Genomic DNA, 24964 nt, shown 5'->3' on the forward strand with positions numbered 1-24964 from the left:
GGCTGTCGGGAGCCTCGAAGGCGGCTTGGAGAGTGCGGTAGGCGTCATCCCCCTCGCGGAGTTGGAGGGTGTAGTGACCGTCAGCTCAATTGGCGTAGCGAGTGCGGACGTTCGCAGGAAGGGTGATCAAATCCGGCGCGCGCCGTTACGCTGCGATGACCATGCAGGTGCTGGGGGACCGGAGGGGCGATGCAGGCCGGCGATGTCAAGCTGGGGAAGGTTTTCGCGAACGACCACCAGAGCGTGATCCCGATCTTCCAGAGGCCCTATGTATGGGATCAGGAGGACAACTGGGAACCTTTGTGGATGGACGTCCGGACGGCGGCGGAGGAAGTAGAGGCGGAGACAGAGCCCCAGAGTGGTACGGGGCAGTCGAAGCCGCGCACCTACTTCCTGGGCGCCGTGGTCGTACAGGAGCGGTACCGGCCGCCCCGGCGCCTCGGTTCGTCCCACATCATCGACGGCCAGCAGCGTATGACCACGCTGCAGATCCTCTTCGCGGCAGCTCGGGCTGTCGCCCACGACATTGCCGCCGACAGCGTCGTCGGGCGTTTCACGAGTCTGCTGGAGAACCGGGCGGAGACTGTTCACGAGGCGTTCCCGGACGACCGCTACAAGGTCTGGCCGCTCCCTCAGGACCGTGCGGCATTCCTCTGGGCCGTACGCGGGAGCGACGATGACGGCACGGCGCCCGCCCCCGACCACCGGCTGGTCCGTGCCCGCGTGTGGTTCGAGCAGGAGATCGGCGACTGGGCCAAGGCCGCGCCCAATCCAGCCCAGCGGCTCGACGACCTGTTTTATACGCTTCAAGAGCGCATGCAGCTCGTCGAGATCGTCCTAGACGCGGGTGACGACCCGCAGGTGATCTTCGAGGCGCTGAACCACCGTGGAGTGCGCCTCGACGCCGCGGACCTGGTGAAGAACCTCCTTTTTCAGACCGTCGAGTCGCAGGGGGAGCACCAGCACTCCGAAGAGCTGTTAATAAACGCCTGGCTGCCTCTTGATGCCGAACCCTGGCGCGGTCAGGTCACCACCGGACGCATCAGGCGTGCCCTGATCGACCTGCTCCTGGCCCATTGGCTGACTGTTCAAAAGCGTCAAGACGTCTTGGTGGAGCACCTGTTCGCCGACTTCAAGAAGTGGCTACCGGAAAGTGGTCGGCAGGCTTCGGACGTGATCCGGGACATCAGGCATTATGCCGAGACGTATCAGCGGGTTCGGGGATTGCCGCTGACCGATCCCACCGGCCGATTGCTCGACCGCATGCAGACCATGACGACGACGCCGTGGCCGGTGCTGCTCTATCTGCACGCGACAGACGACGTACCGAACGACCAGCGAGCGATCGCGGCCCGCGCCATCGACTCCTTTCTCATGCGGCGAGCCGTGTGCTTAATGACGACGAAGGACTACAACCGACTCTTCGTCCAAGTACTGGCCGATGCTCAGCAGAGCGACCCCACTCGGGCAGGTCACGCCGTCGTACGCAGTCTGTGGAATCAAACGGCCGACGCGCGGCTATGGCCTGACGACCCGACGTTCCTTGCCGCCCTGATCGCGAACGATCTCTACCGTCGTTCCTACCGTGCCCGGTTGAAGGCCCTGCTGGTCGGACTGGAGAATCACCTGCGGACGCCGAAGACCGAGCACGCGCCGGCACTTTCCAGTGCGGACCCCCGGCTGAACATTGAGCATGTTCTGCCGCAGAAATGGGAGACGCACTGGCCGCTGAACGACGGTGACGGCGAGGAGAGCTTGAAGAAACGACATGAGGCGGTCCATCAGCTCGGCAATCTCACGCTCACCACCACGAAGCTCAACCCGTCGTTGAGTAACCGGGAATGGCCTCATAAGAAGGACAGCCTGGGTGCGCACAGCCTTTTGCGGCTGACGACCTCGTCAGTGCTCTCCGCGCCGGAGGGGCTTCGGGACAAGTGGAGCAACGATCGTTGGGCCGAGTGCTGGGACGAGGACCGGATTCAGCTGCGCACCTTGTGGCTTGCCCGTATCGCCCTACAGGCATGGCCGAAGCCCAAGGGCGACACCGACTGACGAACGGGGGCCGTGCTGCGCCCCACGGGCCGCGCCCGGTGGTGGGTCGCGCGCCGATGGCACCAAGGGCCGTCTCAAGGCCGTTCACTTGGCCGTTGCCTCTGCGTGGAACGCCAACCGTCGAGTCAACCGCATCCCCCTCCTGAACATCTTTCGAGTAGCCCCGCTGTGGTGCCTCGCCCTTACCTGCGGTGCGGGGCACCACACATTCCTCGCTCGTATCCGGGAACTGAGACGGGAACTGAGACGGACAGCCGGAAGGGCGGCACCCCGCCGGGGTGCCGCCCTTCGTTTTTCCTGATCAGGCAGGTTGAGGCCGTGGCGGGATTCGAACCCACGTAACTCGCTTTGCAGGCGAGTCCCTGAACCACTCGGGCACACGGCCAGATCCGGAACGAGGCGCTTGTTCCGGGCTGGTGTGATGACCGTAGGGCGGGTCCGGGCGGGGCTCAAGGGGAACGCGGGGTGCGCAACGCGACTGCCACACGCCGTTCACGAACGGCGCCGTGGCCGGGTGCGCGCTCCGGACGTACGACCAAGGGCGCCCCGGACATACGACCAAGGGCGCCCCGGACGTACGACCAAGGGCGCCCCGGACGTACGACCAAGGGCGTAGCCGGTCAGCGACCTCCGACAGGGGTCATCCGGGGTCGTGCCCCTTACCCTGAGCTGCATGACCGTCCTGGAACCCGGCGACAGCGGCGTCGCCCACGTGCCCGTCCCCGTCGTGCTCCCCGAGGCCGATTCCGAGGCCGAGGCCGGGCGGGATGCCGGGGGCGGACCCCGCGAGCCCGTCCCCGAGGGTGGCGTGCTGAGCCGGGAGCACCGGGCGCTCAGTATCGGCCTCGTCTCCGTCGTGCTGCTGATCGCCTTCGAGGCGACCGCGGTCGGCACGGCCATGCCGGTCGCCGCCCGTGAGCTCGACGGCCTGTCGCTGTACGCCTTCGCGTTCTCGGCGTACTTCACCACGAGCCTGTTCGGCATGGTGTTCGCCGGGCAGTGGTCGGACCGCGCAGGACCGCTGGCCTCGCTCGCCGCCGGGATCGGTGCCTTCGCGGCGGGCCTGCTGCTGGCCGGGACGGCCGGGGCCATGTGGCTGTTCGTGCTCGGGCGGGCGGTGCAGGGCCTCGGCGGCGGCCTCGTGATCGTCGCGCTCTACGTGGTCGTCGGCCGCGCCTACCCGGAGCGGCTGCGGCCGGCCATCATGGCGGCGTTCGCGGCGAGCTGGGTGATCCCGTCCGTCGTCGGCCCGCTCGCCTCGGGCGCGGTCACCGAACACCTCGGCTGGCGCTGGGTCTTCGTCGGGATACCGGTCCTGGTCGTCTTCCCGCTCGCGCTCGCCCTCCCGCAGATACGGCGCCGGGCGTCCGGCCCGGCGTCCGGCGCGGTCCCCGCCCCCTTCGACCGCCGGCGCATCCGGCTGGCCCTCGGCATCTCCCTGGGCGCCGGGCTCCTCCAGTACGCGGCACAGGCCGCGTCCGGCGAGAACGGGCGGTGGTTCGCGCTCCCCGCCGGAGCCGCCGGAGCCGCGCTTCTCGTCCCCGCCGTCCTCGGCCTCCTCCCGCCCGGCACCTACCGGGCGGCCCGCGGGCTGCCGTCCGTCGTGCTGCTGCGCGGGCTCGCGGCCGGTTCCTTCATCGCCGCCGAGTCCTTCGTGCCGCTGATGCTGGTCACCCAGCGGGGGCTGTCGCCGACGCTCGCCGGGTTCTCCCTCGCCGCGGGCGGGGCGACCTGGGCGCTGGGCTCCTTCGTGCAGTCCAGGCCGCGGGTGGAGCCGTACCGGGAACGGCTGATGTTCTCCGGGATGCTGCTGGTGTCGGCCGCGATCGCCGCCGCCCCGAGTGTGCTGATCCCGTCCGTCCCGGTGTGGACGGTCGCGGTCGCCTGGGGGTTCGGCTGCTTCGGGATGGGCCTGGTGCTCTCCTCCAGCAGCGTGCTGATGCTCCAGCTCTCCGCCCCCGAGGAGGCCGGCGCCAACTCCGCCGCCCTCCAGATCTCCGACGGCCTGTCCAACGTGATCCTGCTCGCCGCGGGCGGAGCCGCCTTCGCAGCCCTGGGCGGCGGCACGGTCACGCACACCGCGGGCGAGGTCACCGGCTCCCACCCGGCCGCCTTCGCCGCCGTGTTCCTGCCGATGGCCGGGGTGGCCCTGGCGGGCGCCTGGGTGACCACCCGGCTGAAGGAGAGCGCGGGCGGGCGGCCGTGAGCGGCGCTCCCCGCGGCGCCGGCTGTGACGTGAGTCCCATCGGCCGGTGACCCGGTACCGTCCGCGCGTGGACACGCCCGGGGCGCCGGTAGGGTGGCCCGGTTGTCATACGTAGCCGAGTCGTCCGCCGTCGTCACCGCACAGCCCCACCGACGCGCGTAGCGGACGGCGCCCTCGGATCGACCACCCCCGGAGACCGTGACTACCACCGCCGCCTCTTCCTCCACCTCCCACCACCTTTCACCTGCCTTTCCGGGCCGCGCCCCCTGGGGCACGGCGAACAAGCTGCGTGCCTGGCAGCAGGGGGCGATGGAGAGGTACATCCAGGAGCAGCCGCGCGACTTCCTGGCCGTCGCCACCCCCGGGGCCGGCAAGACGACCTTCGCGCTGACGCTCGCGTCCTGGCTGCTGCACCACCATGTCGTGCAGCAGGTGACCGTGGTCGCGCCGACCGAGCATCTGAAGAAGCAGTGGGCGGAGGCGGCGGCGCGGATAGGGATCAAGCTGGACCCCGAGTACAGCGCGGGGCCGCTCGGCAAGGACTACCACGGCGTCGCCGTCACCTACGCCGGCATCGGTGTGCGGCCCATGCTGCACCGCAACCGCGTCGAACAGCGCAAGACGCTCGTCATCCTCGACGAGATCCACCACGCGGGAGACAGCAAGTCGTGGGGTGAGGCCTGCCTGGAGGCGTTCGAGCCGGCCACCCGCCGCCTCGCCCTCACCGGTACGCCGTTCCGGTCCGACACCAACCCCATCCCCTTCGTGACCTACGAGGAGGGGAACGACGGGATCCGGCGGTCCTCGGCCGACTACACGTACGGGTACGGCAGCGCCCTGGGTGACGGCGTCGTGCGGCCCGTCATCTTCCTCTCCTACAGCGGCAACATGCGCTGGCGGACGAAGGCGGGCGACGAGATCGCCGCCCGCCTCGGCGAGCCGATGACCAAGGACGCGATCAGCCAGGCCTGGCGTACCGCCCTGGACCCGCGCGGCGAATGGATGCCGAGCGTGCTGCGCGCCGCCGACCAGCGGCTGACCGAGGTGCGCAAGGGCATCCCGGACGCCGGCGGGCTCGTCATCGCCTCCGACCAGGACTCGGCCCGCTCGTACGCGAAGCTGATCCGGGAGATCACCGGCAGCAAGCCGACCGTCGTGCTCTCCGACGACACCGGCGCCTCGAACCGCATCGACGAGTTCAGCCAGAACGACGACCGGTGGATGGTCGCCGTCCGCATGGTGTCCGAGGGCGTCGACGTCCCCCGTCTCGCGGTCGGGGTGTACGCCACCACCATCTCGACACCGCTGTTCTTCGCGCAGGCCGTGGGCCGTTTCGTACGGTCCCGGCGGCGCGGCGAGACGGCCTCGGTCTTCCTGCCCACCATCCCCGACCTCCTCGGCTTCGCCAACGAGATGGAGGTCGAGCGCGACCACGTCCTCGACAAGCCCAGGAAGGAGGGCGAGGAGGACCCGTACGCCGAGTCCGAGAAGGAGATGGAGGAGGCGAACCGCGAGGAGGACGAGGACACCGGCGAGCAGGACATGCTGCCCTTCGAGGCGCTGGAGTCCGACGCCGTCTTCGACCGGGTCCTCTACGACGGTGCCGAGTTCGGCATGCAGGCCCACCCGGGCAGCGAGGAGGAGCAGGACTACCTCGGCATCCCGGGCCTCCTCGAACCCGACCAGGTCCAGATGCTGCTGCAGAAGCGGCAGGCCCGGCAGATCGCGCACAGCCGCAAGAAGCCGGACGAGGCGGCCGACCTCCTCGAGCTCCCCGCGGAGCGACGGCCGGTCGTCTCCCACAAGGAGATGATGGAGCTCCGCAAGCAGCTCAACACGATGGTCGGCGCGTACGTCCACCAGAGCGGCAAGCCGCACGGGGTGATCCACACCGAGCTGCGGCGGGTGTGCGGCGGCCCGCCGAGCGCCGAGGCCACGGCCGGCCAGCTGCGCCAGCGCATCGCCAAGGTCCAGGAGTGGGCCACGCGCATGCGCTGAGCCCCGCGGGGCACGGCGACGGCTGTGCGGGTGCGGGTGCGGGTGCGGGTGCGAGTACGGGTACGGGTGCCAGTGGGGTGCGGTCGCCGTGCCCTCGGGTGCTCCCTGCGGCCGACGGTGCGCACGGCGTGCGGGTGGGGTGTGCGGGGTGTGCGCACGCCACGCGTACCGGGGCAAACGGAGCCGCCGCGCGGTGAGCGGCGCCCGGATTCTGGACGGAGCCTTCCGCTGAGCGGACCGGCTCGCTACTGTCCCGCTACGCACACGCCCCGTGGCAGCGCCGCCGCGGAGCGCAGCCGTGAAGCGCCTCCGCCCGGGGCACCCGGGTCGCTTGCCGACCGGCGGCCTCTGAGGCGCGTCGCCGACGGGACCGGTGACGCAACCGCCGTGCAGGGGTCCGTCGGCCCTCACCACGAAGGAGTGGGCGTCGTGACCGCGGAGACCTCCCAGACGCTCGACCGGGGACTGCGTGTCCTCAAGCTGCTCGCCGACACGGATCACGGGCTGACCGTCACCGAACTCTCGAACAAGCTGGGCGTGAACCGGACCGTCGTGTACCGGTTGCTCGCCACCCTGGAGCAGCACGCTCTCGTACGCCGTGATCTGGGCGGCCGGGCCCGGGTCGGGCTGGGTGTGCTGCGCCTGGGCCGCCAGGTGCATCCGCTGGTACGCGAGGCCGCGCTGCCGGCGCTGCGGGCGCTGGCGGAGGACATAGGGGCGACCGCTCACCTCACCCTCGTCGACGGGAGCGAGGCTCTCGCCGTCGCCGTCGTGGAGCCGACGTGGACGGACTACCACGTCGCCTACCGCGCCGGTTTCCGGCATCCGCTGGACCGGGGTGCCGCGGGCCGCGCGATCCTGGCCGCCCGGCAGGCGCCGGTGGCCGAGCCCGGGTACACGCTGACCCACGGGGAGCTGGAGGCGGGAGCGAGCGGAGCCGCCGCGCCCCTCATAGGTGTGACCGGGGTCGAGGGCAGCGTCGGTGTCGTCATGCTCGCGGACTCCGTCCCGGAACGGGTGGGGCGGCGGGTGGTCGACGCGGCCAGGGAGGTCGCCGACGCCCTGCGCTGACCGGTCGGCAGGCCGCGGGCGCCCCGCGCCGACCGGCCGGGTGGTCTTCGAGGCCCCGCGTGGGCCCGGCAGGGGACGCCTTGGACGCCCCGCGCCGACCTGACCGGTAGGCCATCGACGCCGTCGCCGGCCGTCGCCCGCAGGCGGCCCCCGGCCACCCGCCCCGGACGAAACGTGCCCTCACGTTAGATTGATCCCGTGCTCTCTCGCCTCCCGCGCCCCAAGGCCCTCGCCGTCTGCGCCGTACCCGTCGTGGCCCTGCTCGCCACGGCTGTGTTCGCGCCGCTGCCGTTCTCCCTGGCGCAGCCCGGTATGACGGCGGACGTCCTCGGGAAGAACAAGGGCGCCCCCGTGATCACGATCACCGGCGCCACGACGCGCAGGACGAGCGGCCAGCTCCGTATGACGACGATCGAGGCGACCGGCCCGGACACGCACGTGGGCCTCGGCGACGTCGTCGACAGCTGGTTCCGTACGGACCGGGCGGTGATGCCGCGGGACTCGGTCTACCCGAGCGGGGACAGCACCAGGGAGATCGAGCGGCACAACGCCGAGCAGATGAAGAAGTCCCAGGACACCGCGACCGAGGCCGCGCTCTCCTACCTCCACGAGAAGGACGTCGACGTCACGCTGAAGCTGGCCGACGTCGGTGGGCCGAGCGCGGGACTCCTCTTCTCGCTCGGCATCGTCGACAAGCTGGACGGCGACGGCGGCGGCGGCGACCTCACGGGCGGCCGCACGGTCGCCGGTACGGGCACGATCGACGCCGACGGCAAGGTGGGCGCGGTCGGCGGCGTGGCCCTCAAGACGCAGGCCGCCCGGCGGGACGGCGCGACCGTGTTCCTGGTGCCGAAGGCCGAGTGCGCGGACGCGAGGACCGACCTGCCGAAGGGGCTGCGGCTGATCCCCGTGACCACGCTGAAGGGCGCGGTCGGCTCCCTGGTCGCGCTGGAGAAGGGCAAGGGCCGGGTCCCGAGCTGCTGACCCCGGCCGGCACCGACCGCCGCAACCGCAGCCCCGGCGCCGCAGCCCCCGGCACCGCAGCCCGGGGCCCCGGCTGAGGATCCACCGCCCCGGGCCCCCGGCACAGCCCTCAGTTCTGCTTCACGAAGCCCTCCTGCGTCAGCCAGTCCAGGGCCACCTCGTGCGGGTCCTGCCCTTCCACGTCCACCTTGGCGTTGAGCGCCTGGGCCATGGAGTTGTTCAGCTTCTTGGTGATCGGGTCCAGGACCTGGGCGATGGCGGGATGCTTCTCCAGCGTCTTCGTATTGATCATCGGTGCCGCGTTGTAGTGCGGGAAGAAGCCCTTGTCGTCCTTCATCACCACGAGGTTCATCGACTTGATCCGCCCGTCGGTCGTGAACACCTCGCCGTAGGTGCAGCTCCCCTTCGCGACCTGGGTGTAGATGATGCCGGTGTCCATCTGGGTGACGTTCGCCGCGGGCACGCTCATGCCGTACGCCTTCTCCATGCCGGGCAGCCCGTCGGCCCGGTTGGCGAACTCGCTCTCCACGCACAGCGTGACGGCCCTGGGGTCCTTCCTGCTGAGCGCCGCGACCCCGGAGAGCGTGGTGGTCCGGTACTTCTTGAAGTTGCCCTGGTTCATCGCGAGCGCGTACGTGTTGTCGAGGGTGGACGGCGGCAGCCAGGTGACGCCGTTCTTCCTGTCGGCGGAACGGACCGCCTCCCACTGCTTGTTCGGATCGCCGATGGGGTCGCTGTTCCCGAGGTACGTGATCCAGGCGGTGCCCGTGTACTCGTACGCGGCGTCCGCGTCGCCGTTCCTGACGGCCTCCCGGGAGCCGATGGAGCCCTGGATGCCGGTGCGGTCCAGGACCTCCGCGCCGGCCGCCTCGAAGGCGATGCCCATGATCGCCCCGAGGATCAGCTGCTCCGTGAACTCCTTGGAGGTGACGGTCAGGTCGACGCCGTCGAGCGGGCGGCCCTGCCCGATCGAGCCGGGTTCGACGTCGTCGACCATGGGGGATCCGCTGGTCAGCCCGCAGGCGGAGGCCAGCACCAGCAGTCCGGCCGGCAGCAGACACACACGCCTCATGACTCCACCTCCAGTCCGCGGGGCCGCAGCAGCAGTTCGGCGAGCGAGGCCAGCCAGTCCACCAGGAGCGCTAGCGCGACCGTCAGGATCGAGCCGAGCACCAGGACCGGCATCCGCTGGGTGGTGATCCCCGTGGTGATCAGGACGCCGAGCCCGCCGCCGCCGCCGAAGGTCGCGAGGGTCGCCGTACCGACGTTCAGCACGAGGGCGGTGCGCACTCCCGCGAGGATCAGCGGGACGGCCAGCGGGAGTTCGACGCGGGACAGGACGCCCAGGGAGGACATGCCGATGCCCCGGGCGGCCTCCAGGAGCGTCGGGTCGTTGGCCTTGAGTCCCGCGATCGTGTTGGACAGAACCGGCAGGATGGCGTAGATCGTGATGCCGATCAGGGCCGACCGCTGGCCGGTGCCGAGCCAGATGACGAGCAGCGCCAGCAGACCGATCGCCGGGGTGGCCTGCCCCATGTTGGCGAAGGTCATGGCGACGGGGGCCAGCTTCCGGAAGGCCTTGCGGGTCAGCAGGATGCCCAGCGGGATCGCGATGATCAGCACGAAGAACGTGGAGATCACGGTCAGCTGGATGTGCTGGCGCAGCGCCTTGGCGACCAGGCCGGCCGCCAGGGCGTTCTTCGAGATCGGGTCCAGGTCGGCCTGCCGGAACCAGAGCCAGGTGGCGAGCAGGACGGCCACCAGGACGGCGGGCAGGAAGGTCAGCTTCTGCCAGGTGACGCGGCGGCGGGTGGCGGCGGGCGACGGGGGAGCGGCGACGCCGGCGTCTCGCCCGGCCGTACCGGCGCCGTCCACCGCGTCCTCGGCCTCCGCGGCGGCTGCGGCGTCGTCGCGGAAGGCGAGTCCCTTGACCTCGTGCTCGCCCTCGGGGCGGCGGTCCGCGGGCGTCTTCGGACCGTTCACGCTCGCGTCTCCCCGTCCTCGGCGCCCTCCTGGTCGTGACGGGTCTGCTGGGCGCGGGCCTCCTCCAGCTCGTGCTGGTGCTCCATCGCGTCCAGCCGGTCCGCCTCCAGGAGTTCGTGCACGGAGTTCATCAGTGTCTCCATGTCGACGACGCCGGTGTACTCGCCGCGCCGCCCGGTGACCGCGACCCGGCCCGCGTTGTCCGTGAGCACGGCCTCCAGCGCGTCCCGCAGGGTGGCGTCCCGGGTCACCGTGTCGTGCACCAGCGTGCCCGCCCGCGCCAGCGAGCCCCGCGCGCGCATCAGGTCGCCGCGACGCAGCCATTTGTAGGGGCGGCCGCGCTTGTCGAGGAGCAGGATCTCGTTCGTACCGCTCGACCGGAGCCTGTTGAAGATGTCCTGGAGCGGGTCGTCGACGGTGACCGTCGGATAGTCGGTGATCTCCACATCCCGTACCCGGGTCAGGTTGAGCCGTTTCAGGGCGGCGCCCGCGCCCACGAAACCTGAGACGAAGTCGTCGGCCGGGTTGGTGAGGATCGCCTCCGGGGTGTCGAACTGCGCGATGTGCGAGCGTTCGCGCAGCACCGCGATCCGGTCGCCCAGTTTGATCGCCTCGTCGAAGTCGTGGGTGACGAAGACGATCGTCTTGTGCAGTTCGTGCTGGAGCCTGATCAGCTCGTCCTGGAGGTGGTCGCGGGTGATCGGGTCCACCGCGCCGAACGGCTCGTCCATCAGGAGCACCGGCGGGTCGGCCGCCAGCGCCCGGGCCACGCCGACGCGTTGCTGCTGGCCGCCGGAGAGCTGACGCGGGTAGCGCCCGTGGAACTCGCCCGGGTCGAGGCCGACCAGGTCGAGCATCTCCTCCACCCGCGCCCTGATCCGCTGCTTCGACCAGCCGGTCATCCTCGGCACCAGCGCGATGTTCTGGGCGACGGTCATGTGCGGGAAGAGACCGGAGGCCTGGATCGCGTAGCCGACCTTGCGGCGCAGCTTCACCGGATCCATGTCGGTGACGTCCTCGCCGCCGATGCGGATCCGGCCGCCGGTCGGCTCGATCAGCCGGTTGATCATCTTGAGCGTGGTGGACTTCCCGCAGCCCGACGGGCCCACGAAGACGACCAGTTCGCCCGCCTTGATCTCCATGTTGACGCTGTCGACCGCGGGTTCCCTGCTGCCGGGATAGTGCTTGGTGAGGTTCTCCAGTTCGATCGTGGCGCCGGTGGCCGGCGCGTCCCGCGTCCCGGCCGGCGCGGTCGCGGTGTCGGTGGTATCAGACACGGATCCCCCTCGGGATGGTCAGCCGTCCGACGAGGACGTACGCGGCGTCGAAGAGGAGCGCCAGGATGATGATCCCGAGCGTGCCCGCGAGTACCTGGTTGAGCGCGTTCTTGCTGCCCAGCGAGCCGATGCCGCGGAAGATCTCGTTGCCGAGGCCCGGCCCCGAGGCGTACGCCGCGATGGCCGCGATGCCCATCAGCATCTGGGTGGAGACCCGGATGCCGGTGAGGATGGGCGGCCAGGCCAGCGGCAGCTCCACCCGCAGCAGCCGGGCGGCACGCGACATCCCGATGCCCTTGGCCGCGTCCACCAGCGACGGGTCGACCCCGCGCAGACCCACGATCGCGTTGCGCACGATCGGCAGCAGCCCGTAGAGGGTCAGCGCGATCACCGTCGGCGGCACACCGAGGCCCACGACGGGGATCAGCAGACCGATCATCGCGAGTGAGGGGATGGTCAGGATGGTGGACGTGGTGGTGGTCGCGAGGCTGCCCGCCCAGTCGCTGCGGTAGGTGACGACGCCGATGAGCACGCCGATGAGCGTCGCTACGACCATGCACTGGAAGACGGCGCTCGCGTGCTGGTACGCGTCGGTGAGCAGCTGCTGGTGGCGACTGCTCAGGTACTCCCAGAAAGTCACGGGCCTCACCCCTCACGACGGCGCACCGCCGGGCTCGGCCCCCGCGTCAGGAGTCTCCCGACGCCTGCTCCACCAGCGGGATGAACCGCAGCGGAACGGGGTTCTCCATGACGATCGCCGTGGAGGCCCGGACGATGCCATCAAAGCCGACAACCCGGTCGATCACCCGCTGGAGATCGGCGTTCGAGCGGGCCACCAGCCGGCACAGCATGTCCCCGCTGCCGGTCGTGGTGTGCAGCTCCAGCACCTCGGGCACGGTCGCCAAGTGCGCCCGCACGTCCGCGCCTTGCCCCTGCCGGATCTGCAGGGTGGCGAACGCCGTCACGGGATACCCGAGGGCCGCGGGGTCGACCTGCGGGCCGAACCCCCGGATGACTCCATTCGACTGAAGCCGGTCGAGGCGGGCCTGCACCGTGCCGCGCGCGACGCCTAGGCGCCGGGACATCTCCAGCACGCCGATGCGTGGCTCCCGCGCCAGCAGCACGATGAGCCGACCGTCCAGATGATCGATCGCCACGCGGGCCTCCGGGGTGGTCATCCTGTACAGAACGCCCGATCCTACGGGCCTTTCTCCGGACAGACTGCCCAGTCGATTCGCAAACTATTGCGCACCTTGCGGAACGGGGCGACGCTGCCGCCATGACTCAGACAACCCACCACACCCCCAGCACCGCGCGCGAGGCAGACCCCTTCCCGGTGAAGGGAATGGACGCGGTCGTCTTCGCCGTGGGCAACGCCAAGCAGGCGGCGCACTACTACTCCAGCGCCTTCGGCATGCAGCTGGTCGCCTACTCCGGACCGGAGACGGGCAGCCGCGAGACAGCGTCGTACGTCCTCACCAACGGCTCGGCACGCTTCGTCCTCACCTCCGTCGTCAAGCCCGCCACCGACTGGGGCCGCTTCCTCGACGGGCACGTGGCCGAGCACGGCGACGGCGTCGTCGACCTCGCCATCGAGGTCCCGGACGCGCGCGCCGCCTTCGCGTACGCCGTCGAGCACGGGGCCCGCCCGCTCGCCGAGCCGTACGAGATGAAGGACGAGCACGGCACGGTCGTCCTCGCGGCCATCGCCACGTACGGCAAGACCCGGCACACCCTGGTCGAGCGCACCGGCTACGACGGCCCCTACCTGCCCGGGTACGTGGCCGCCGACCCGATCGTCGCGCCGCCCGCCCGCCGCACCTTCCAGGCCATCGACCACTGCGTCGGCAACGTCGAGCTCGGCCGGATGAACGAGTGGGTCGCGTTCTACAACAAGGTCATGGGCTTCACGAACATGAAGGAGTTCGTGGGCGACGACATCGCGACCGAGTACTCGGCGCTGATGTCCAAGGTCGTCGCCGACGGGACCCTGAAGGTCAAGTTCCCGATCAACGAGCCGGCCATCGCCAAGAAGAAGTCCCAGATCGACGAGTACCTGGAGTTCTACGGCGGCGCGGGCGTCCAGCACATCGCGCTGAACACGAACGACATCGTCGAGACCGTGCGCACGATGAAGGCGGGCGGCGTCCGGTTCCTGGACACGCCCGACTCCTACTACGACACCCTCGGCGAATGGGCGGGCGAGACGCGGGTGCCCGTGGAGACGCTCCGCGAACTGAAGATCCTCGTCGACCGGGACGAGGACGGCTACCTGCTGCAGATCTTCACCAAGCCGGTCCAGGACCGCCCGACCGTCTTCTTCGAGCTCATCGAGCGCCACGGCTCGATGGGCTTCGGCAAGGGCAACTTCAAGGCCCTGTTCGAGGCCATCGAGCGGGAGCAGGAGAAGCGCGGCAACCTGTAGCCGTCGCCCCGGCGCTCAGCGGGAGCCCTAGCGCCCCGGGGCGGGCGCCGCCGACCCGCCCGAAGCCGTCGCCCCGCCCGAAGCCGTCGGCCGTGCGGCCGACGGCTTCGGCCCGGGCTCCACCGCCTCCGCCTCCTCCCCCGACGGCTCCGCGTCCTCGGGCAGCCCCTGTGCGGGAGGCTCGCCCAGGGCCGCCAGCGCCTGCTCGGCCGCCGGGACGAGGAGCGGGGAGAAGTGCGGGTTGATGCGCAGCGCCTCCTGGAGATGGCGGCGGGCCGGCCCGTACCGCTCCAGGTCCCGTTCGATCTGCCCGCGGTGGTAGGCGTACAGGGCGCTGCGGACCCCGCCGCCGTGCTCCTTGTCCATGGCCCGCGTCGCGAACTCCAGCGCCTCCTCGTTCTCCCCGGCCCGGTGCAGCGCCCAGCCCAGCGCGTCCGCGACGGGGATCCCGGGGTGCCGCCGCCACTCCTCGCGCAGCCGGCGCACGGCCGAGCGCGCGTCCCCGTGGTCCGCCTCGAACAGCCCGAGCACCGGCTCGACGTCGACGCCCCCGGCGGCCTCCTCCCGCGCCCGCGCCCGCAGCAGGTCGTACTGGACCCGGGCCGCCCCGCCCAGCCCCAGCGACTCGTACAGCTCGCCCAGTTCCAGGGCGTAGCCCGGTGACGGCTGCTTTGCGAGCACGGTCCGGTAGGCGCTCAGCGCCTGCGACGTACGGCCCAGCGCGGTCAGCGCCCGCCCCTGTCCGGCGAGCGCGGAATGCTCGTCGGGATCCGTGCGCAGCGCCGCCTCGTACCGGCGCAGCGCGTCCACCGGCTCGCCCCGCTCCCAGGCCAGGTCACCCGACCGGGACAGATAGGCGGCCCGCGCCGCGGGGGTCCCCGCACCGGCCGCCGCGTCCGCGAGAGCGGCGGCGGCGTCCTCACGCCACCCGCGGTCCCGGTACACCTGGGCGGCCCTGGCCATGACCGCGGGCCCCGACCGCAGCTCCAGCAGCCGGTCGAGTGTCTTCTTGGTGGCCTTGTGGTCGCCGAGGCCCTCGTACGCCTCCAGCAGCTGCGGGTACGCCGTCCACCGCTTCGGAGCCTGCGCGACCGCCGCCTCGCCCCACTTCTTCGCCGTCCGGAAGTCGCCCCGGGCGTTGGCCAGCGCGGCCAGCCCGTCCAGCGTCGTCCCGTTCCTCGCCGTCCCCGTCCCCAGCGCCGTACGCAGCGCCTTCTCGGCCTTCGGGTAGAGGGCGGGCGTGGCCGTCCGCCGGCCCTGCTCCACGTAGGCGGTGCCCAGCAGGGCCCACGAGCGGCCGTCACGCGGACGGGTCCGCACCCGTGCCTCGCGCTGGGCGATCAGCGCGGCCAGATCGGGCAGCGCCACCGGCACCCCGGCCCCGACCGCCGTCACCGTCCGGGCCATCGGCCCAGGCGCGGGCGGCGGGGGCTGCCGCCCTTCGGGCAGCAGCACCAGCACACCGCCCAGGACGGCACCCGCCACGGCGGTGCCGGTCAGCACGCGCCGCACGAGGGGGGAGCGGCTCGGCCGGACGGGATCCGGCGGGAATTGTGCGATCACCATGCCGCTCACTGTGCGTCAACACTAAGACCGCGTCCCGGCACTCGAAGGGTGCCGTATCCGGGGTTCACACCGATGGCCCCGGGTGCGACGCTGTGATCATGAGCCGTATCGAAGCCCCGCGCGACGAAGCGACGGGCAACCTCGTGGACCGTCTGCTCGCGGGCCTGCCTGCCGAGGCGGTCCTCACCGACCCGGACGTCACGGCCTCCTACGCCCACGACATGGCGAGCTTCTGCGCGGCGGGCACCCCCGCCGCCGTCGTCCTGCCCCGCACGGTGGAACAGGTCCAGCACGTCATGCGCACCGCCACCGAGCTGCGCGTCCCCGTCGTCCCCCAGGGGGCCCGCACCGGCCTGTCGGGCGCCGCGAACGCCACGGACGGCTGCATCGTGCTGTCCCTCGTCAGGATGAACCGGATCCTGGAGATCAGCCCCGTCGACCGGATCGCCGTCGTGGAACCCGGCGTCGTCAACGCGACGCTCTCCCGCGCCGTCGACGAACACGGCCTGTGCTACCCGCCGGACCCCTCCAGCTGGGAGATGTGCACCATCGGCGGCAACATCGGCACGGCCTCCGGCGGCCTGTGCTGCGTGAAGTACGGGGTGACCGCCGAGTACGTCCTCGGCCTGGACGTGGTCCTCGCCGACGGCCGCCTGCTCCGCACCGGCCGCCGCACCGCCAAGGGGGTCGCCGGGTACGACCTCACCCGCCTCTTCGTCGGCTCCGAGGGCTCGCTCGGCATCGTCGTACGGGCCGTCCTGGCCCTGAAGCCCCGGCCGCCGCAACAGCTGGTGCTCGCGGCCGAGTTCGCCTCGGCCGCCGCCGCCTGCGACGCCGTCTGCCGCATCATGGCGGGCGGCCACGTCCCGTCCCTGCTCGAACTCATGGACCGCACGACGGTGCGCGCCGTCAATGCCCTCGCCCACATGGGCCTCCCGGAAACCACCGAGGCGCTCCTGCTGGCCGCCTTCGACACCCCGGACCCCGCCGCCGACCTCGCGGCGGTCGGCGCGCTGTGCGAGGCGGCGGGCGCCACCCAGGTCGTGCCGGCCGAGGACGCCGCCGAGTCCGAACTGCTCCTCCAGGCGCGCCGGCTGTCACTGCCCGCGCTGGAGGCGGCCAAGGGCACGACGATGATCGACGACGTCTGCGTGCCGCGCTCCCGGCTCGGCGAGATGCTCGAAGGGGTCGAGCGGATCGCCGAGAAGTACGCCCTCACCATCGGCGTCTGCGCCCACGCCGGCGACGGCAACACCCACCCCACCGTCTGCTTCGACGCGGCCGACCCCGACGAGTCCCGGCGTGCCCGCGAGTCCTTCGACGAGATCATGGCCCTCGGCCTGGAACTCGGCGGCACCATCACCGGCGAACACGGCGTGGGCGTCCTGAAGAAGGAGTGGCTGGCGCGCGAGATCGGCCCGGTCGGCGTGGAGATGCAGCGCGGCATCAAGGCCGCCTTCGACCCCCTCGGCCTCCTGAACCCGGGCAAGGTGCTGTAGGGCCTGTCTCGGCCGCTCACTCACCGTCCGGCGACTCGTCCGACGGCCACGGGTCGCGCAGCCACAGGTCGTCGGCCGGAGTCGGCGCGAGCAGCTCGGCGAGGCCGTCGTCGAGGCCGAGCTGCTCCGCCTCGGAGCCAGGGGGGACCGCCCGCAGGGTGCGCTCCAGCCAGGCGGACACCTGCGCGGCGGGCGCCTCGAGCAGCGCGTCGCCGTCGGGTGAGTTCAGCGCCATCAGGACGACACCGCGGGCCGCGACCTTCGTCGGCCACACCCGCACGTCACCGTGCCCGCACGGCCGGAACACCCCCTCCACGAGCAGCTCGCGCGCGAAGGTCCAGCCGACCGGATGGTCCGAGCCGACGTGGAAGGTGACGTGGACGGCGTACGGATCGTCGGTGCGATAGGTCAGCCGCGCCGGCACCGGGATGCTGCGCTCCGGCGACAGGACGAGTTTCAGTTCGAGTTCGCGTTCCACCACGGTGTGCATGTCGATGCGCTTCCTTTCCGGATCGGGCCCGCGGAAAGGGCCCGCACGAGTGGAGAGCGCGGGGCGCCCGGATCATTACGCGGGTCCGGAAGGGTTTCCCGACACCCGCGCGCACTGTCCCGGACAGCTTCGGCGCCAGGAGCGCGGGAGGTGGCGCGGCCTTGCCCCGATGGGGTGGGTACGGCGGGAGCGCCAGTGGTACGCGCGCCGGTCTGATAGATGTGGACCCCCCAAAAACCCCCGAGCAGATACGGGACGACGGACATGAGCGCCCCAACCCCGGCACCCGGTGACGACAGGCCCCGCGAGGGGTATTACCCGGACCCCTCCATTCCTGGATATGTCCGGTACTGGAACGGCGCCTCCTGGGTGCCGGGCACCAGCCGTCCGGCGCCGACGGACGGGGTGCCCCTCGCGTCGCCCGCCGGCCCGCGTCCCGCCTCCGGGCCCGGCCCGGCGCCCGCTCCCGGGCACTCGGTCCCGGCCGCGCGGGGCGGGACCCCGGCGGCCGAGGAGACGGGCCCGCACTTCTTCGACGAGGACCCGCAGCCCCCGGCCGAGCCGCACCGGGTGCCCCCGGCCGAGGCCCAGCACGGCAGCCGGCCCGAGCCCGCGTCCGCCTGGGGCGCCGACCGGTCGTGGCAGTCCGGCTTCGGCGGGGACCAGGACCGCCGGGTCTCGTGGGGCGCGGACCGCAGCGCCGACCCGCGCGTCCCGCGCGCGGGCGGGCCGGCCGACCCGGTCGCCCAGCCCGACGGCAGGTCCACCCGCACGGACGGCACCACGACGATCCCCCCGGCGACCGCCGACGAGGACTCCCCGCGCCTGCCCGCGCCGGACGGCACGTTCGTCTTCCGCCGCCTGCCCGGCGGCACCTCCCGCCCCGGCACCGCGACGGGCCCGGCCGGCGCCGGCACGTCCGCGGGGAACTTCGGCCCGACGGGGTCCGGCAACACCGGTCCCGCGGGGGCAGGGGGCTTCGGACCGGCGGGGTCCGGGAGCGCCGGCGCCGGGGCGGGCAACGCCGGTACGGGGAACCCCGGTTCCGCGAGCGCTGGGGCGTACGGCACGGAGACGACCGGGAACGCGGGTGCGGGTACGGGAACTTTCGGTGCCGCGGGCACGGGGAACGCGGGTTCCGGGAACGCCGGTGCGCCGGGCGCCGGGAACGCCGGTGCGGGCGCCGGGACTTTCGGTGCCGCGGGCGCCGGGAACCCCGGCGCGGGGAACGCCGGTTCCGCAGGCGCAGGCGCAGGCGCCGGGGTCTTCGGGCCCGCCGGTGCGGGGCACGTGGCCGCGGAGGCCGGGAGCATCGGTGCCCAGCGCGCCGGGCACGCCGCGTCCGCGGGCGGCGGCACCTTCGGACCCGCGGGTGCCGGGACCGGCCGTCCCGGCGGGCCGCGGGTCCCCGGACCCGCCGGTGCGGGGCAGTCGGCGGGCACGGCCGACGGCCCCCTCGCCCCCGAGGGCACGGCCCCGCGTACGCCTTCCCCGCGCACGGAGCGCCCGGCCGGGCCGCAGACCGGCCCCGCGGGAGCGGTCGCCCCGCAGACCCCGTCCGGCACGGTCCCCCCGCAGTCCGCGGGCCCGGCCGCCACCCCGATGAGCCCCGGGGCCGGCGGCGGCCAGCCGTCCTGGGCGCAGCAGGTGCACCGGCTGGCCGGCGCGGCCGACGAGGGACAGCCCGTCGTCCCGTGGAAACCACCCGTCGACGACGTGTTCCAGGCGGCGGCGCGCGCTCAGGCCGCCGCCCGCCCGGCGGGGCTGGGCAGGCGGCTGGCCGCCCGGCTCGTGGACACCGTCGTCGTCGCCGCTGTCACCGCCGTGGCCGCCGTACCCCTCGGCACGAGGGCCGTCGACCACGTCAACGACAAGATCGACGCGGCGAAGCAGTCCGGCGAGACCGTCACGGTGTGGCTGCTCGACGGCACCACGACCACCTGCCTCGGTGTCGTTCTCGCGGTGCTGCTCCTCTTCGGGGTCCTCTACGAGGTGCTGCCCACGGCCAGATGGGGCCGCACGCTCGGCAAGAAGCTCTGCGGTCTCCAGGTGCGGGACATCGAGGGCGGCGAGCCGCCGACCTTCGCCCTGGCGCTGCGCCGCTGGCTCGTCTACAGCGTCCCGGGTGTCCTCGCGATCGGGCTCGTGGGCGTCGTGTGGTGCCTGTTCGACCGGCCCTGGCGCCAGTGCCTGCACGACAAGGCGGCCCACACCTTCGTGGCCGCCTGACCCGCGCCCGTAGCCCGGACGGCCCCGCGCCGGATGCGGAGCCGGGGGGTTCGCGGTCGACTCGGGCCATGAGCACCGAACCGCCGCCCCCCGGCTCCGGTCAGTTCCCGGACGACGACCCGTTCAAGAAGCAGCAGCCCCCGCCGGCCCAGGGCGGCGGCTCCCCACACGGCACGCCGCCGCCCCAGGGCGACCCGTACGGCGGCGGCGACCCGTACGGAGGGGGCGGCCCGTACGGCGCCGGCGGACCCCCCGGAGGCGGTGGCGGCTCCCCGTACGGCGGGGGCGGCGATCCCTACGGCGGCGGCCCCTACGGCGGTGGCGAACCCCTCTCCGGGATGCCCCCGCTGGCCGAGAGCGGCAAGCGGGTGCTCGCGAGGATCATCGACATGATCCTCGTCGGTGTCGTCATCTGGCTGCTGTCCTGGGGCTTCGGCTTCACCCAGTACACGGTCGACACCGACAAGATCGAGTACGGCAAGTCGTTCGGGCAGGAACTCGTCGCCGCGATCCTCTACATCGCGTACGACACTTTCATGATCAGCAGGACGGGCCAGACCCTGGGCAAGAAGCTGTTCAACCACCGGGTGGCCAACCTCGACAACGGCGCGACGCCCTCCGTGCAGTCCTCGCTGGTGCGGGCGCTCGTGCTGTGGCTCCCCTTCGCGTTCTGCTGCGCCTGCGTCTGGACCGCGATCGCGGGCGGCTGGAGCTTCTTCGACCGGCCCTACAAGCAGGGTCTGCACGACAAGGCGGCGAAGACGGTGGTGGTCAGGACCCGGTGAGAAACGCCGGTGGGACGGCGCGGTGACGTCGGGCGGGTCCGTGTCTCACGGGCCCGCCGTCTCGCGTCCGGACTCCGACGACCCGACGGACGCCGTCTCCCGCCGCACCGGCACCGGCCGGGCAGCCCGGGGCCCGGCGGCGGCCGGTACGGGCTTCGGCAGCGGGACCGTCATGGCGACGAGCAGCCCGAGGACGAGCGCCGAGAGCACGATCACCGCGATGCCCAGGCCCGAACTCGTCTGTGACAGCAGCAGCATGGCAAGCGTGGAGAAGATCACGGTGCAGGAGCCGTAGGCGAGCTGTGCGGCGGTCGGTCGAGGCCTGGCGGTCGGACGAGGCATGGCAATCGTGTCCTCGGGTGGGTGCTCCCCCCGGACCTCTCGCGATGGGGGAGGGTGCGGACAAGGATCTGCGGGTCGGACAACGGTGTCGACGTGACTTTCCGCCGGCATACCGGCGTTCCGCCAATCGACTCTATTCCGCTGCATGCCCGACCGGAACGACCAGTAAGCGTGACCTAACCCACGGTGCCGGAGCACGGGGGGCGCACGGAGTCATGGCGTCCGCCAACCGGACGGTACGACGCGCCCGTTGGCGTCCCGCGGACCGTCCGGATAGCGAACGGACACTTCGCATAGTGCACTTGGCCTGTTCAAGTCAAGATCTGTCTTTTCCTCGGCAACTCAGGTCGAATGTCGTCACTTGAATCGCGTGTACGGCGCGCGGGACCCTCCATGACCAGGACCCCCATCCTCTCCGCGCGCACGGGGCGCAGGGGAGGAAATCAAGTGACCAGCAAACCCTGGACGTTCAGAGCGGCCGCAGTGGGCGTCGCCCTCGCGGCGGCGACCGCCACGTTCTCGACGTTCGCCGTGGCCCAGGCCGATGACGCACCGTCGTCGGCGACCGTGGACCGCCACGACCCGCAGCCGGCCAGGAACAAGGTCGAACACGACCTGGACGGCCCGCTGAGCAAGACCCAGGAAGCCCAGCGCCAGGAGGCCCTGAACCGGGTCATATCCGGCGACGCCGCGGTCAAGGACCGCGACGGCTCCCAGGTCGTGAAGCTCAACAAGAGCAAGTACGTCGAGGTCGGCCGCGAGAAGACCGACCAGATCTTCACGATCCTGGTCGAGTTCGGCGACCAGATCGACAGCAAGTACGGCGGCACCGCCGGCCCGCTGCACAACCGCATAGCCGCGCCGGACCGTGCCAAGGACAACAGCACGGCCTGGCAGAAGGACTACGACCAGAAGCACTTCCAGGACCTCTACTTCGGCACCGGCAAGAAGACCGAGTCGCTGAAGAAGTACTACGAGAAGCAGTCCTCGGGCCGCTACTCGGTCGACGGCGAGGTCACCGACTGGGTCAAGGTCCCCTACAACGAAGCCCGTTACGGCTCCAACTACTGCGGCCAGACCAACTGCTCCAGCGTCTGGAACGTGGTGAGCGACGGCGTCACCGCCTGGGTCGCCCAGCAGAAGGCGGCCGGCAAGACCGACGCCGCCATCAAGGCGGACCTCGCCCACTACGACCAGTGGGACCGCTACGACTTCGACGCCGACGGCGACTTCAACGAGCCCGACGGCTACATCGACCACTTCCAGATCGTGCACGCCGGTGAGGACGAGTCGGCGGGCGGCGGCGCCCAGGCCACGGACGCGATCTGGGCCCACCGCTGGTACGCGTTCGGCTCCGACGCGGGCGCCACGGGCCCCGCGGGCAACCGGCTCGGCGGCGCGCAGATCGGCGACACCGGCATCTGGGTCGGCGACTACACCATCCAGCCGGAGAACGGCGGACTCGGCGTCTTCGCCCACGAGTACGGCCACGACCTGGGCCTGCCGGACGAGTACGACACCTCCGGCGGCGGCGAGAACGGCACCGGTTTCTGGACGCTGATGTCGGCCGGCTCCTGGCTCGGCACCGGCAAGGAGTCCATCGGTGACCTTCCGGGCGACATGAACGCCTGGGACAAGCTGCAGCTCGGCTGGCTGAACTACGGCACCGCCGAGGCGGGGAAGAAGTCGCGGCACAAGCTGGGTGTCGCGGAGTACAACACCAAGGACAAGCAGGCGCTGGTCGTCACGCTGCCGAAGAAGGAGGTCACCACCCAGGTCGTCACGCCGGCCCAGGGTGCCACTCAGTGGTGGAGCGGCAGCGGCGACAACCTGAAGAACACGCTGACCCGTTCGGTAGACCTCACCGGCAAGTCGAAGGCCGCGCTGACCCTCGACGGCTGGTGGGACATCGAGGAGGAGTACGACTTCCTCTACACCGAGGTGTCCACCGACGGCGGCGCCAACTGGACCGCCCTGGACGGCACGGCCGACGGCGCGGCCATCCCGCGGGACGGCAGTGACAAGCCGGCCCTGACCGGCACCACGGCCGCGTACAAGAAGCTGTCCTTCCCGCTCGACGCCTACGCGGGCAAGAAGATCGACCTGCGTTTCCGCTACTCCTCCGACGGCGGCAAGGCGCTGAAGGGCTTCGCGGCCGACGAGATCACCGTGACCGCCGACGGCTCCGCCCTCTTCTCCGACAACGCGGAGAGCGCGGACGCGGCCTGGACGGCCAACGGCTTCTCCCGCATCGGCGCGTCCTTCACCAAGGACTACGCGCAGTACTACCTGGCCGAGAACCGCCAGTACGTCTCGTACGACAAGACCCTCAAGGTCGGCCCGTACAACTTCGGCTTCTCGACGACGCGTCCCGACTGGGTCGAGCACTACCCGTACCAGAACGGTCTGCTGATCTGGAAGTGGGACACCTCGCAGGCGGACGACAACACCAGCGAGCACCCGGGCGAGGGCCTGATCCTGCCGGTGGACGCGCACGCCAAGGCGCTGAAGTGGGCCGACGGCAAGCTGCTCCGCAACAAGATCCAGGCCTTCGACGCCACCTTCAGCACCTACCCGACGGACGCGTTCACGCTCCACAACGCCGATGTCGCGCTGAAGATCAAGTCGCAGAAGGGCGTCCCGGCCTTCGACGACCGCCGGGGCTCGTACTACGACCCGGCCAACCCGTTCAACAGCGTCAAGGTCACTGACACCAACACCAAGATCAAGATCGTCAAGGAGCCCAGGGACGGCTCCACGATCACGCTCAAGGTGGGTCCCTCGACCAAGTAACTCACGTCTTCCCTGGTCAGACCATGATCGGCCGTAACCCCTCTGGCGGGTTGCGGCCGATCGTGTTTAGGTGCGTCCTGTGACCTTCTTATTGACACCAGATCTCACGGGGGTGTGACCGCATGGCCGCAGGGGGTTTCAGCAAGCTGCCGAACGGCAGCGTGGTGGTGGCACTCAACCTGCCGAGTCCGGCCGGCCCCGGCGCCGGCTGCCTGCGCTTCCTCGTGCTCGCCCAGAACCGCGCCCGCGCGCTGACGCGGCTGCGCAATCTGGGGATGCGCGCGGTCTACCTGCGCGGCAACGCGGCGCCGCCCACCCCGGACGAGATCACCGCGGTCCTGCACCACCCCGACGGCCTGCTCTGGCGCACAGCCCCCGACAACGGTGTCACCGGGACGGAACTCTGGCAGCCGATCCGGTCCCTGTCGCGTCGGCCAATTCCCCAGACCTGACCGGCCACAACGACCATCTCCCGGCCGGGACCGGCGCCGACGGCCGGACCGGTGTGGTCACAGCCCTTGGACCACCGGCTTCCCGGAGAGTTCCACGCCCGCCTCGCGCAGCTCCTCCAGCGCCCGGTGCGTGGTCTGCTCCGCCACTGCGGCGGTCAGGTCCAGCAGCACCTGCGTGCGGAAGCCCTGGCGGGCCGCGTCCAGCGCGGTCGCCCGCACGCAGTGGTCGGTGGCGATGCCGACCACGTCGACCTCGGCGATCTCGCGTGCCCTGAGCCAGTCGCCCAGCGGGACGCCGTTCTCGTCGGCACCCTCGAAGCCGCTGTACGCGGCGGCGTAGGCGCCCTTGTCGAAGACGGCGTCGATCGCGCCGGAGGCGACGGCCGGGGCGAAGTTCGGATGGAAGCCCACGCCCTCGGTGCCCGCCACGCAGTGCGCGGGCCAGGAGTGGACGTAGTCGGGGTTGTCGGCGAAGTGACCGCCGGGAGCGATGTGCAGGTCGCGGGTGGCGACGACGTGCCGGTAGCCCGCGGGCGCCTGGCCGATCAGCTCGGTGATCGCGGCGGCCACGTCCGAGCCCCCGGCCACCGCGAGGCTGCCTCCCTCGCAGAAGTCGTTCTGCACGTCTACGACGATCAAGGCGCGGCGCATGGTCGGTGTCCTTCGGCTCGGCGGGTGTGCGGTGGTGGGGTGCGGGCCCGGCCGTCTCGCGTCACCCGGGCACGGACCCGGACCCCGGCCGGCAGGCGGCGCGGGTGCCAAGGGCGGTCGTGCGGGCGCGGGTCTTCGAAACCGGGCGTAGGGACTTCGGG

20 protein-coding genes and 1 tRNA gene are annotated in these 24964 nt (G+C 71.6%); 11 read left to right on the forward strand and 10 right to left on the reverse strand.

The features are described 5' to 3' along the window. Window positions 1-189 precede the first annotated feature (189 nt). On the forward strand, window positions 190-2052 hold the full coding sequence (locus tag AC0ZLC_RS08490) for a DUF262 domain-containing protein (RefSeq protein ID WP_476751279.1): 1863 nt from the start codon (window positions 190-192) through the stop codon (window positions 2050-2052). Window positions 2053-2365: 313 nt separating this feature from the next. Here AC0ZLC_RS08490 and AC0ZLC_RS08495 read toward each other — a convergent pair. Continuing rightward, a tRNA-Cys gene (locus AC0ZLC_RS08495) sits at window positions 2366-2437 on the reverse strand. A gap of 288 nt (window positions 2438-2725) precedes the next feature. On the opposite strand from AC0ZLC_RS08495, the gene AC0ZLC_RS08500 reads away from it, so the two are divergent. The 4 genes from AC0ZLC_RS08500 to AC0ZLC_RS08515 all read left to right on the forward strand — a co-directional run bounded on the left by AC0ZLC_RS08500 (window position 2726) and on the right by AC0ZLC_RS08515 (window position 8311). Next, window positions 2726-4258, forward strand: coding sequence for an MFS transporter (locus tag AC0ZLC_RS08500; protein WP_476751280.1), 1533 nt, complete (start codon window positions 2726-2728; stop codon window positions 4256-4258). A 198-nt stretch (window positions 4259-4456) separates the two neighbouring features. Then, window positions 4457-6256: a DEAD/DEAH box helicase gene (locus AC0ZLC_RS08505; protein WP_476751281.1), complete on the forward strand. Its 1800-nt coding sequence runs from the start codon at window positions 4457-4459 to the stop codon at window positions 6254-6256. Window positions 6257-6685: 429 nt separating this feature from the next. Further along, window positions 6686-7327: an IclR family transcriptional regulator gene (locus AC0ZLC_RS08510; RefSeq protein WP_476751282.1), complete on the forward strand. Its 642-nt coding sequence runs from the start codon at window positions 6686-6688 to the stop codon at window positions 7325-7327. 198 nt (window positions 7328-7525) lie between these two features. Continuing rightward, window positions 7526-8311, forward strand: a complete 786-nt coding sequence (locus AC0ZLC_RS08515; protein WP_476751283.1) for a S16 family serine protease — start codon at window positions 7526-7528, stop codon at window positions 8309-8311. A 109-nt stretch (window positions 8312-8420) separates the two neighbouring features. Here the strand turns inward: AC0ZLC_RS08515 and AC0ZLC_RS08520 are convergent, their stop codons facing one another. The 5 genes from AC0ZLC_RS08520 to AC0ZLC_RS08540 are packed head-to-tail and all read right to left on the reverse strand — an operon-like array spanning window position 8421 to window position 12728. After that, window positions 8421-9383 (reverse strand): glycine betaine ABC transporter substrate-binding protein, encoded by a 963-nt coding sequence (locus AC0ZLC_RS08520; RefSeq protein WP_476751284.1) that lies wholly within the window; start codon window positions 9381-9383, stop codon window positions 8421-8423. Further along, window positions 9380-10294: an ABC transporter permease gene (locus AC0ZLC_RS08525; RefSeq protein ID WP_476751285.1), complete on the reverse strand. Its 915-nt coding sequence runs from the start codon at window positions 10292-10294 to the stop codon at window positions 9380-9382. The genes AC0ZLC_RS08520 and AC0ZLC_RS08525 overlap by 4 nt, the downstream gene beginning before the upstream one ends. Continuing rightward, window positions 10291-11571: a betaine/proline/choline family ABC transporter ATP-binding protein gene (locus AC0ZLC_RS08530; RefSeq protein WP_476751286.1), complete on the reverse strand. Its 1281-nt coding sequence runs from the start codon at window positions 11569-11571 to the stop codon at window positions 10291-10293. The genes AC0ZLC_RS08525 and AC0ZLC_RS08530 overlap by 4 nt, the downstream gene beginning before the upstream one ends. Then, window positions 11564-12211 (reverse strand): ABC transporter permease, encoded by a 648-nt coding sequence (locus AC0ZLC_RS08535; RefSeq protein WP_358851395.1) that lies wholly within the window; start codon window positions 12209-12211, stop codon window positions 11564-11566. Before AC0ZLC_RS08535 ends, AC0ZLC_RS08530 begins: the two co-directional genes overlap by 8 nt. Window positions 12212-12257: 46 nt before the next feature. Continuing rightward, window positions 12258-12728: an Lrp/AsnC family transcriptional regulator gene (locus tag AC0ZLC_RS08540; RefSeq protein WP_476751580.1), complete on the reverse strand. Its 471-nt coding sequence runs from the start codon at window positions 12726-12728 to the stop codon at window positions 12258-12260. A gap of 122 nt (window positions 12729-12850) precedes the next feature. Between AC0ZLC_RS08540 and hppD the strand changes: the two genes are divergently transcribed. Continuing rightward, entirely contained in the window at window positions 12851-13996 is a 1146-nt protein-coding gene (gene hppD / locus AC0ZLC_RS08545) for a 4-hydroxyphenylpyruvate dioxygenase (RefSeq protein WP_476751287.1), read from the forward strand. A 27-nt stretch (window positions 13997-14023) separates the two neighbouring features. Here the strand turns inward: hppD and AC0ZLC_RS08550 are convergent, their stop codons facing one another. Beyond that, a complete protein-coding gene (locus tag AC0ZLC_RS08550; RefSeq protein WP_476751288.1) occupies window positions 14024-15562 on the reverse strand; it encodes a tetratricopeptide repeat protein in 1539 nt (512 codons plus the stop codon). A 92-nt stretch (window positions 15563-15654) separates the two neighbouring features. Between AC0ZLC_RS08550 and AC0ZLC_RS08555 the strand changes: the two genes are divergently transcribed. Beyond that, the gene (locus AC0ZLC_RS08555; RefSeq protein WP_476751289.1) at window positions 15655-17061 is read left to right on the forward strand and encodes an FAD-binding oxidoreductase; all 1407 of its coding nucleotides are present in this window, start codon (window positions 15655-15657) and stop codon (window positions 17059-17061) included. 16 nt (window positions 17062-17077) lie between these two features. On the opposite strand, the gene AC0ZLC_RS08560 is transcribed toward AC0ZLC_RS08555, so the two are convergent. Continuing rightward, on the reverse strand, window positions 17078-17551 hold the full coding sequence (locus tag AC0ZLC_RS08560; RefSeq protein WP_476751290.1) for an SsgA family sporulation/cell division regulator: 474 nt from the start codon (window positions 17549-17551) through the stop codon (window positions 17078-17080). A gap of 264 nt (window positions 17552-17815) precedes the next feature. Between AC0ZLC_RS08560 and AC0ZLC_RS08565 the strand changes: the two genes are divergently transcribed. Beyond that, a complete protein-coding gene (locus AC0ZLC_RS08565) occupies window positions 17816-19780 on the forward strand; it encodes an RDD family protein (RefSeq protein ID WP_476751291.1) in 1965 nt (654 codons plus the stop codon). Window positions 19781-19848: 68 nt separating this feature from the next. Next, window positions 19849-20565 carry an RDD family protein gene (locus AC0ZLC_RS08570; RefSeq protein ID WP_476751292.1) on the forward strand — a complete coding sequence of 239 codons (717 nt, stop codon included), beginning with the start codon at window positions 19849-19851 and terminating at the stop codon, window positions 20563-20565. Window positions 20566-20610: 45 nt separating this feature from the next. Here AC0ZLC_RS08570 and AC0ZLC_RS08575 read toward each other — a convergent pair whose 3' ends face one another. Beyond that, window positions 20611-20907, reverse strand: coding sequence for a hypothetical protein (locus AC0ZLC_RS08575; protein WP_476751293.1), 297 nt, complete (start codon window positions 20905-20907; stop codon window positions 20611-20613). Between the two features lie 447 nt (window positions 20908-21354). On the opposite strand from AC0ZLC_RS08575, the gene AC0ZLC_RS08580 reads away from it, so the two are divergent. Then, a complete protein-coding gene (locus tag AC0ZLC_RS08580; protein WP_476751294.1) occupies window positions 21355-23700 on the forward strand; it encodes an immune inhibitor A domain-containing protein in 2346 nt (781 codons plus the stop codon). Window positions 23701-23822: 122 nt separating this feature from the next. Next, window positions 23823-24152 (forward strand): hypothetical protein, encoded by a 330-nt coding sequence (locus AC0ZLC_RS08585; RefSeq protein WP_476751295.1) that lies wholly within the window; start codon window positions 23823-23825, stop codon window positions 24150-24152. 57 nt (window positions 24153-24209) lie between these two features. On the opposite strand, the gene AC0ZLC_RS08590 is transcribed toward AC0ZLC_RS08585, so the two are convergent. Continuing rightward, window positions 24210-24803, reverse strand: coding sequence for a nicotinamidase (locus AC0ZLC_RS08590; RefSeq protein ID WP_476751296.1), 594 nt, complete (start codon window positions 24801-24803; stop codon window positions 24210-24212). Window positions 24804-24964: the final 161 nt, after the last annotated feature.

This window comes from Streptomyces sp. GLSS-08, assembly GCF_056387915.1.

Bases quoted from the DNA above. Each gene is read 5' to 3' on its own strand.
- AC0ZLC_RS08570 (WP_476751292.1), top strand. From the start codon at position 19,849: ATGAGCACCGAACCGCCGCCCCCCGGCTCCGGTCAGTTCCCGGACGAC.
- AC0ZLC_RS08550 (WP_476751288.1), bottom strand. From the start codon at position 15,562: ATGGTGATCGCACAATTCCCGCCGGATCCCGTCCGGCCGAGCCGCTCC.
- AC0ZLC_RS08520 (WP_476751284.1), bottom strand. From the start codon at position 9,383: ATGAGGCGTGTGTGTCTGCTGCCGGCCGGACTGCTGGTGCTGGCCTCC.
- AC0ZLC_RS08590 (WP_476751296.1), bottom strand. From the start codon at position 24,803: ATGCGCCGCGCCTTGATCGTCGTAGACGTGCAGAACGACTTCTGCGAG.
- AC0ZLC_RS08585 (WP_476751295.1), top strand. From the start codon at position 23,823: ATGGCCGCAGGGGGTTTCAGCAAGCTGCCGAACGGCAGCGTGGTGGTG.
- AC0ZLC_RS08560 (WP_476751290.1), bottom strand. From the start codon at position 17,551: ATGCACACCGTGGTGGAACGCGAACTCGAACTGAAACTCGTCCTGTCG.
- AC0ZLC_RS08575 (WP_476751293.1), bottom strand. From the start codon at position 20,907: ATGCCTCGTCCGACCGCCAGGCCTCGACCGACCGCCGCACAGCTCGCC.
- AC0ZLC_RS08565 (WP_476751291.1), top strand. From the start codon at position 17,816: ATGAGCGCCCCAACCCCGGCACCCGGTGACGACAGGCCCCGCGAGGGG.
- AC0ZLC_RS08500 (WP_476751280.1), top strand. From the start codon at position 2,726: ATGACCGTCCTGGAACCCGGCGACAGCGGCGTCGCCCACGTGCCCGTC.
- hppD (WP_476751287.1), top strand. From the start codon at position 12,851: ATGACTCAGACAACCCACCACACCCCCAGCACCGCGCGCGAGGCAGAC.
- AC0ZLC_RS08490 (WP_476751279.1), top strand. From the start codon at position 190: ATGCAGGCCGGCGATGTCAAGCTGGGGAAGGTTTTCGCGAACGACCAC.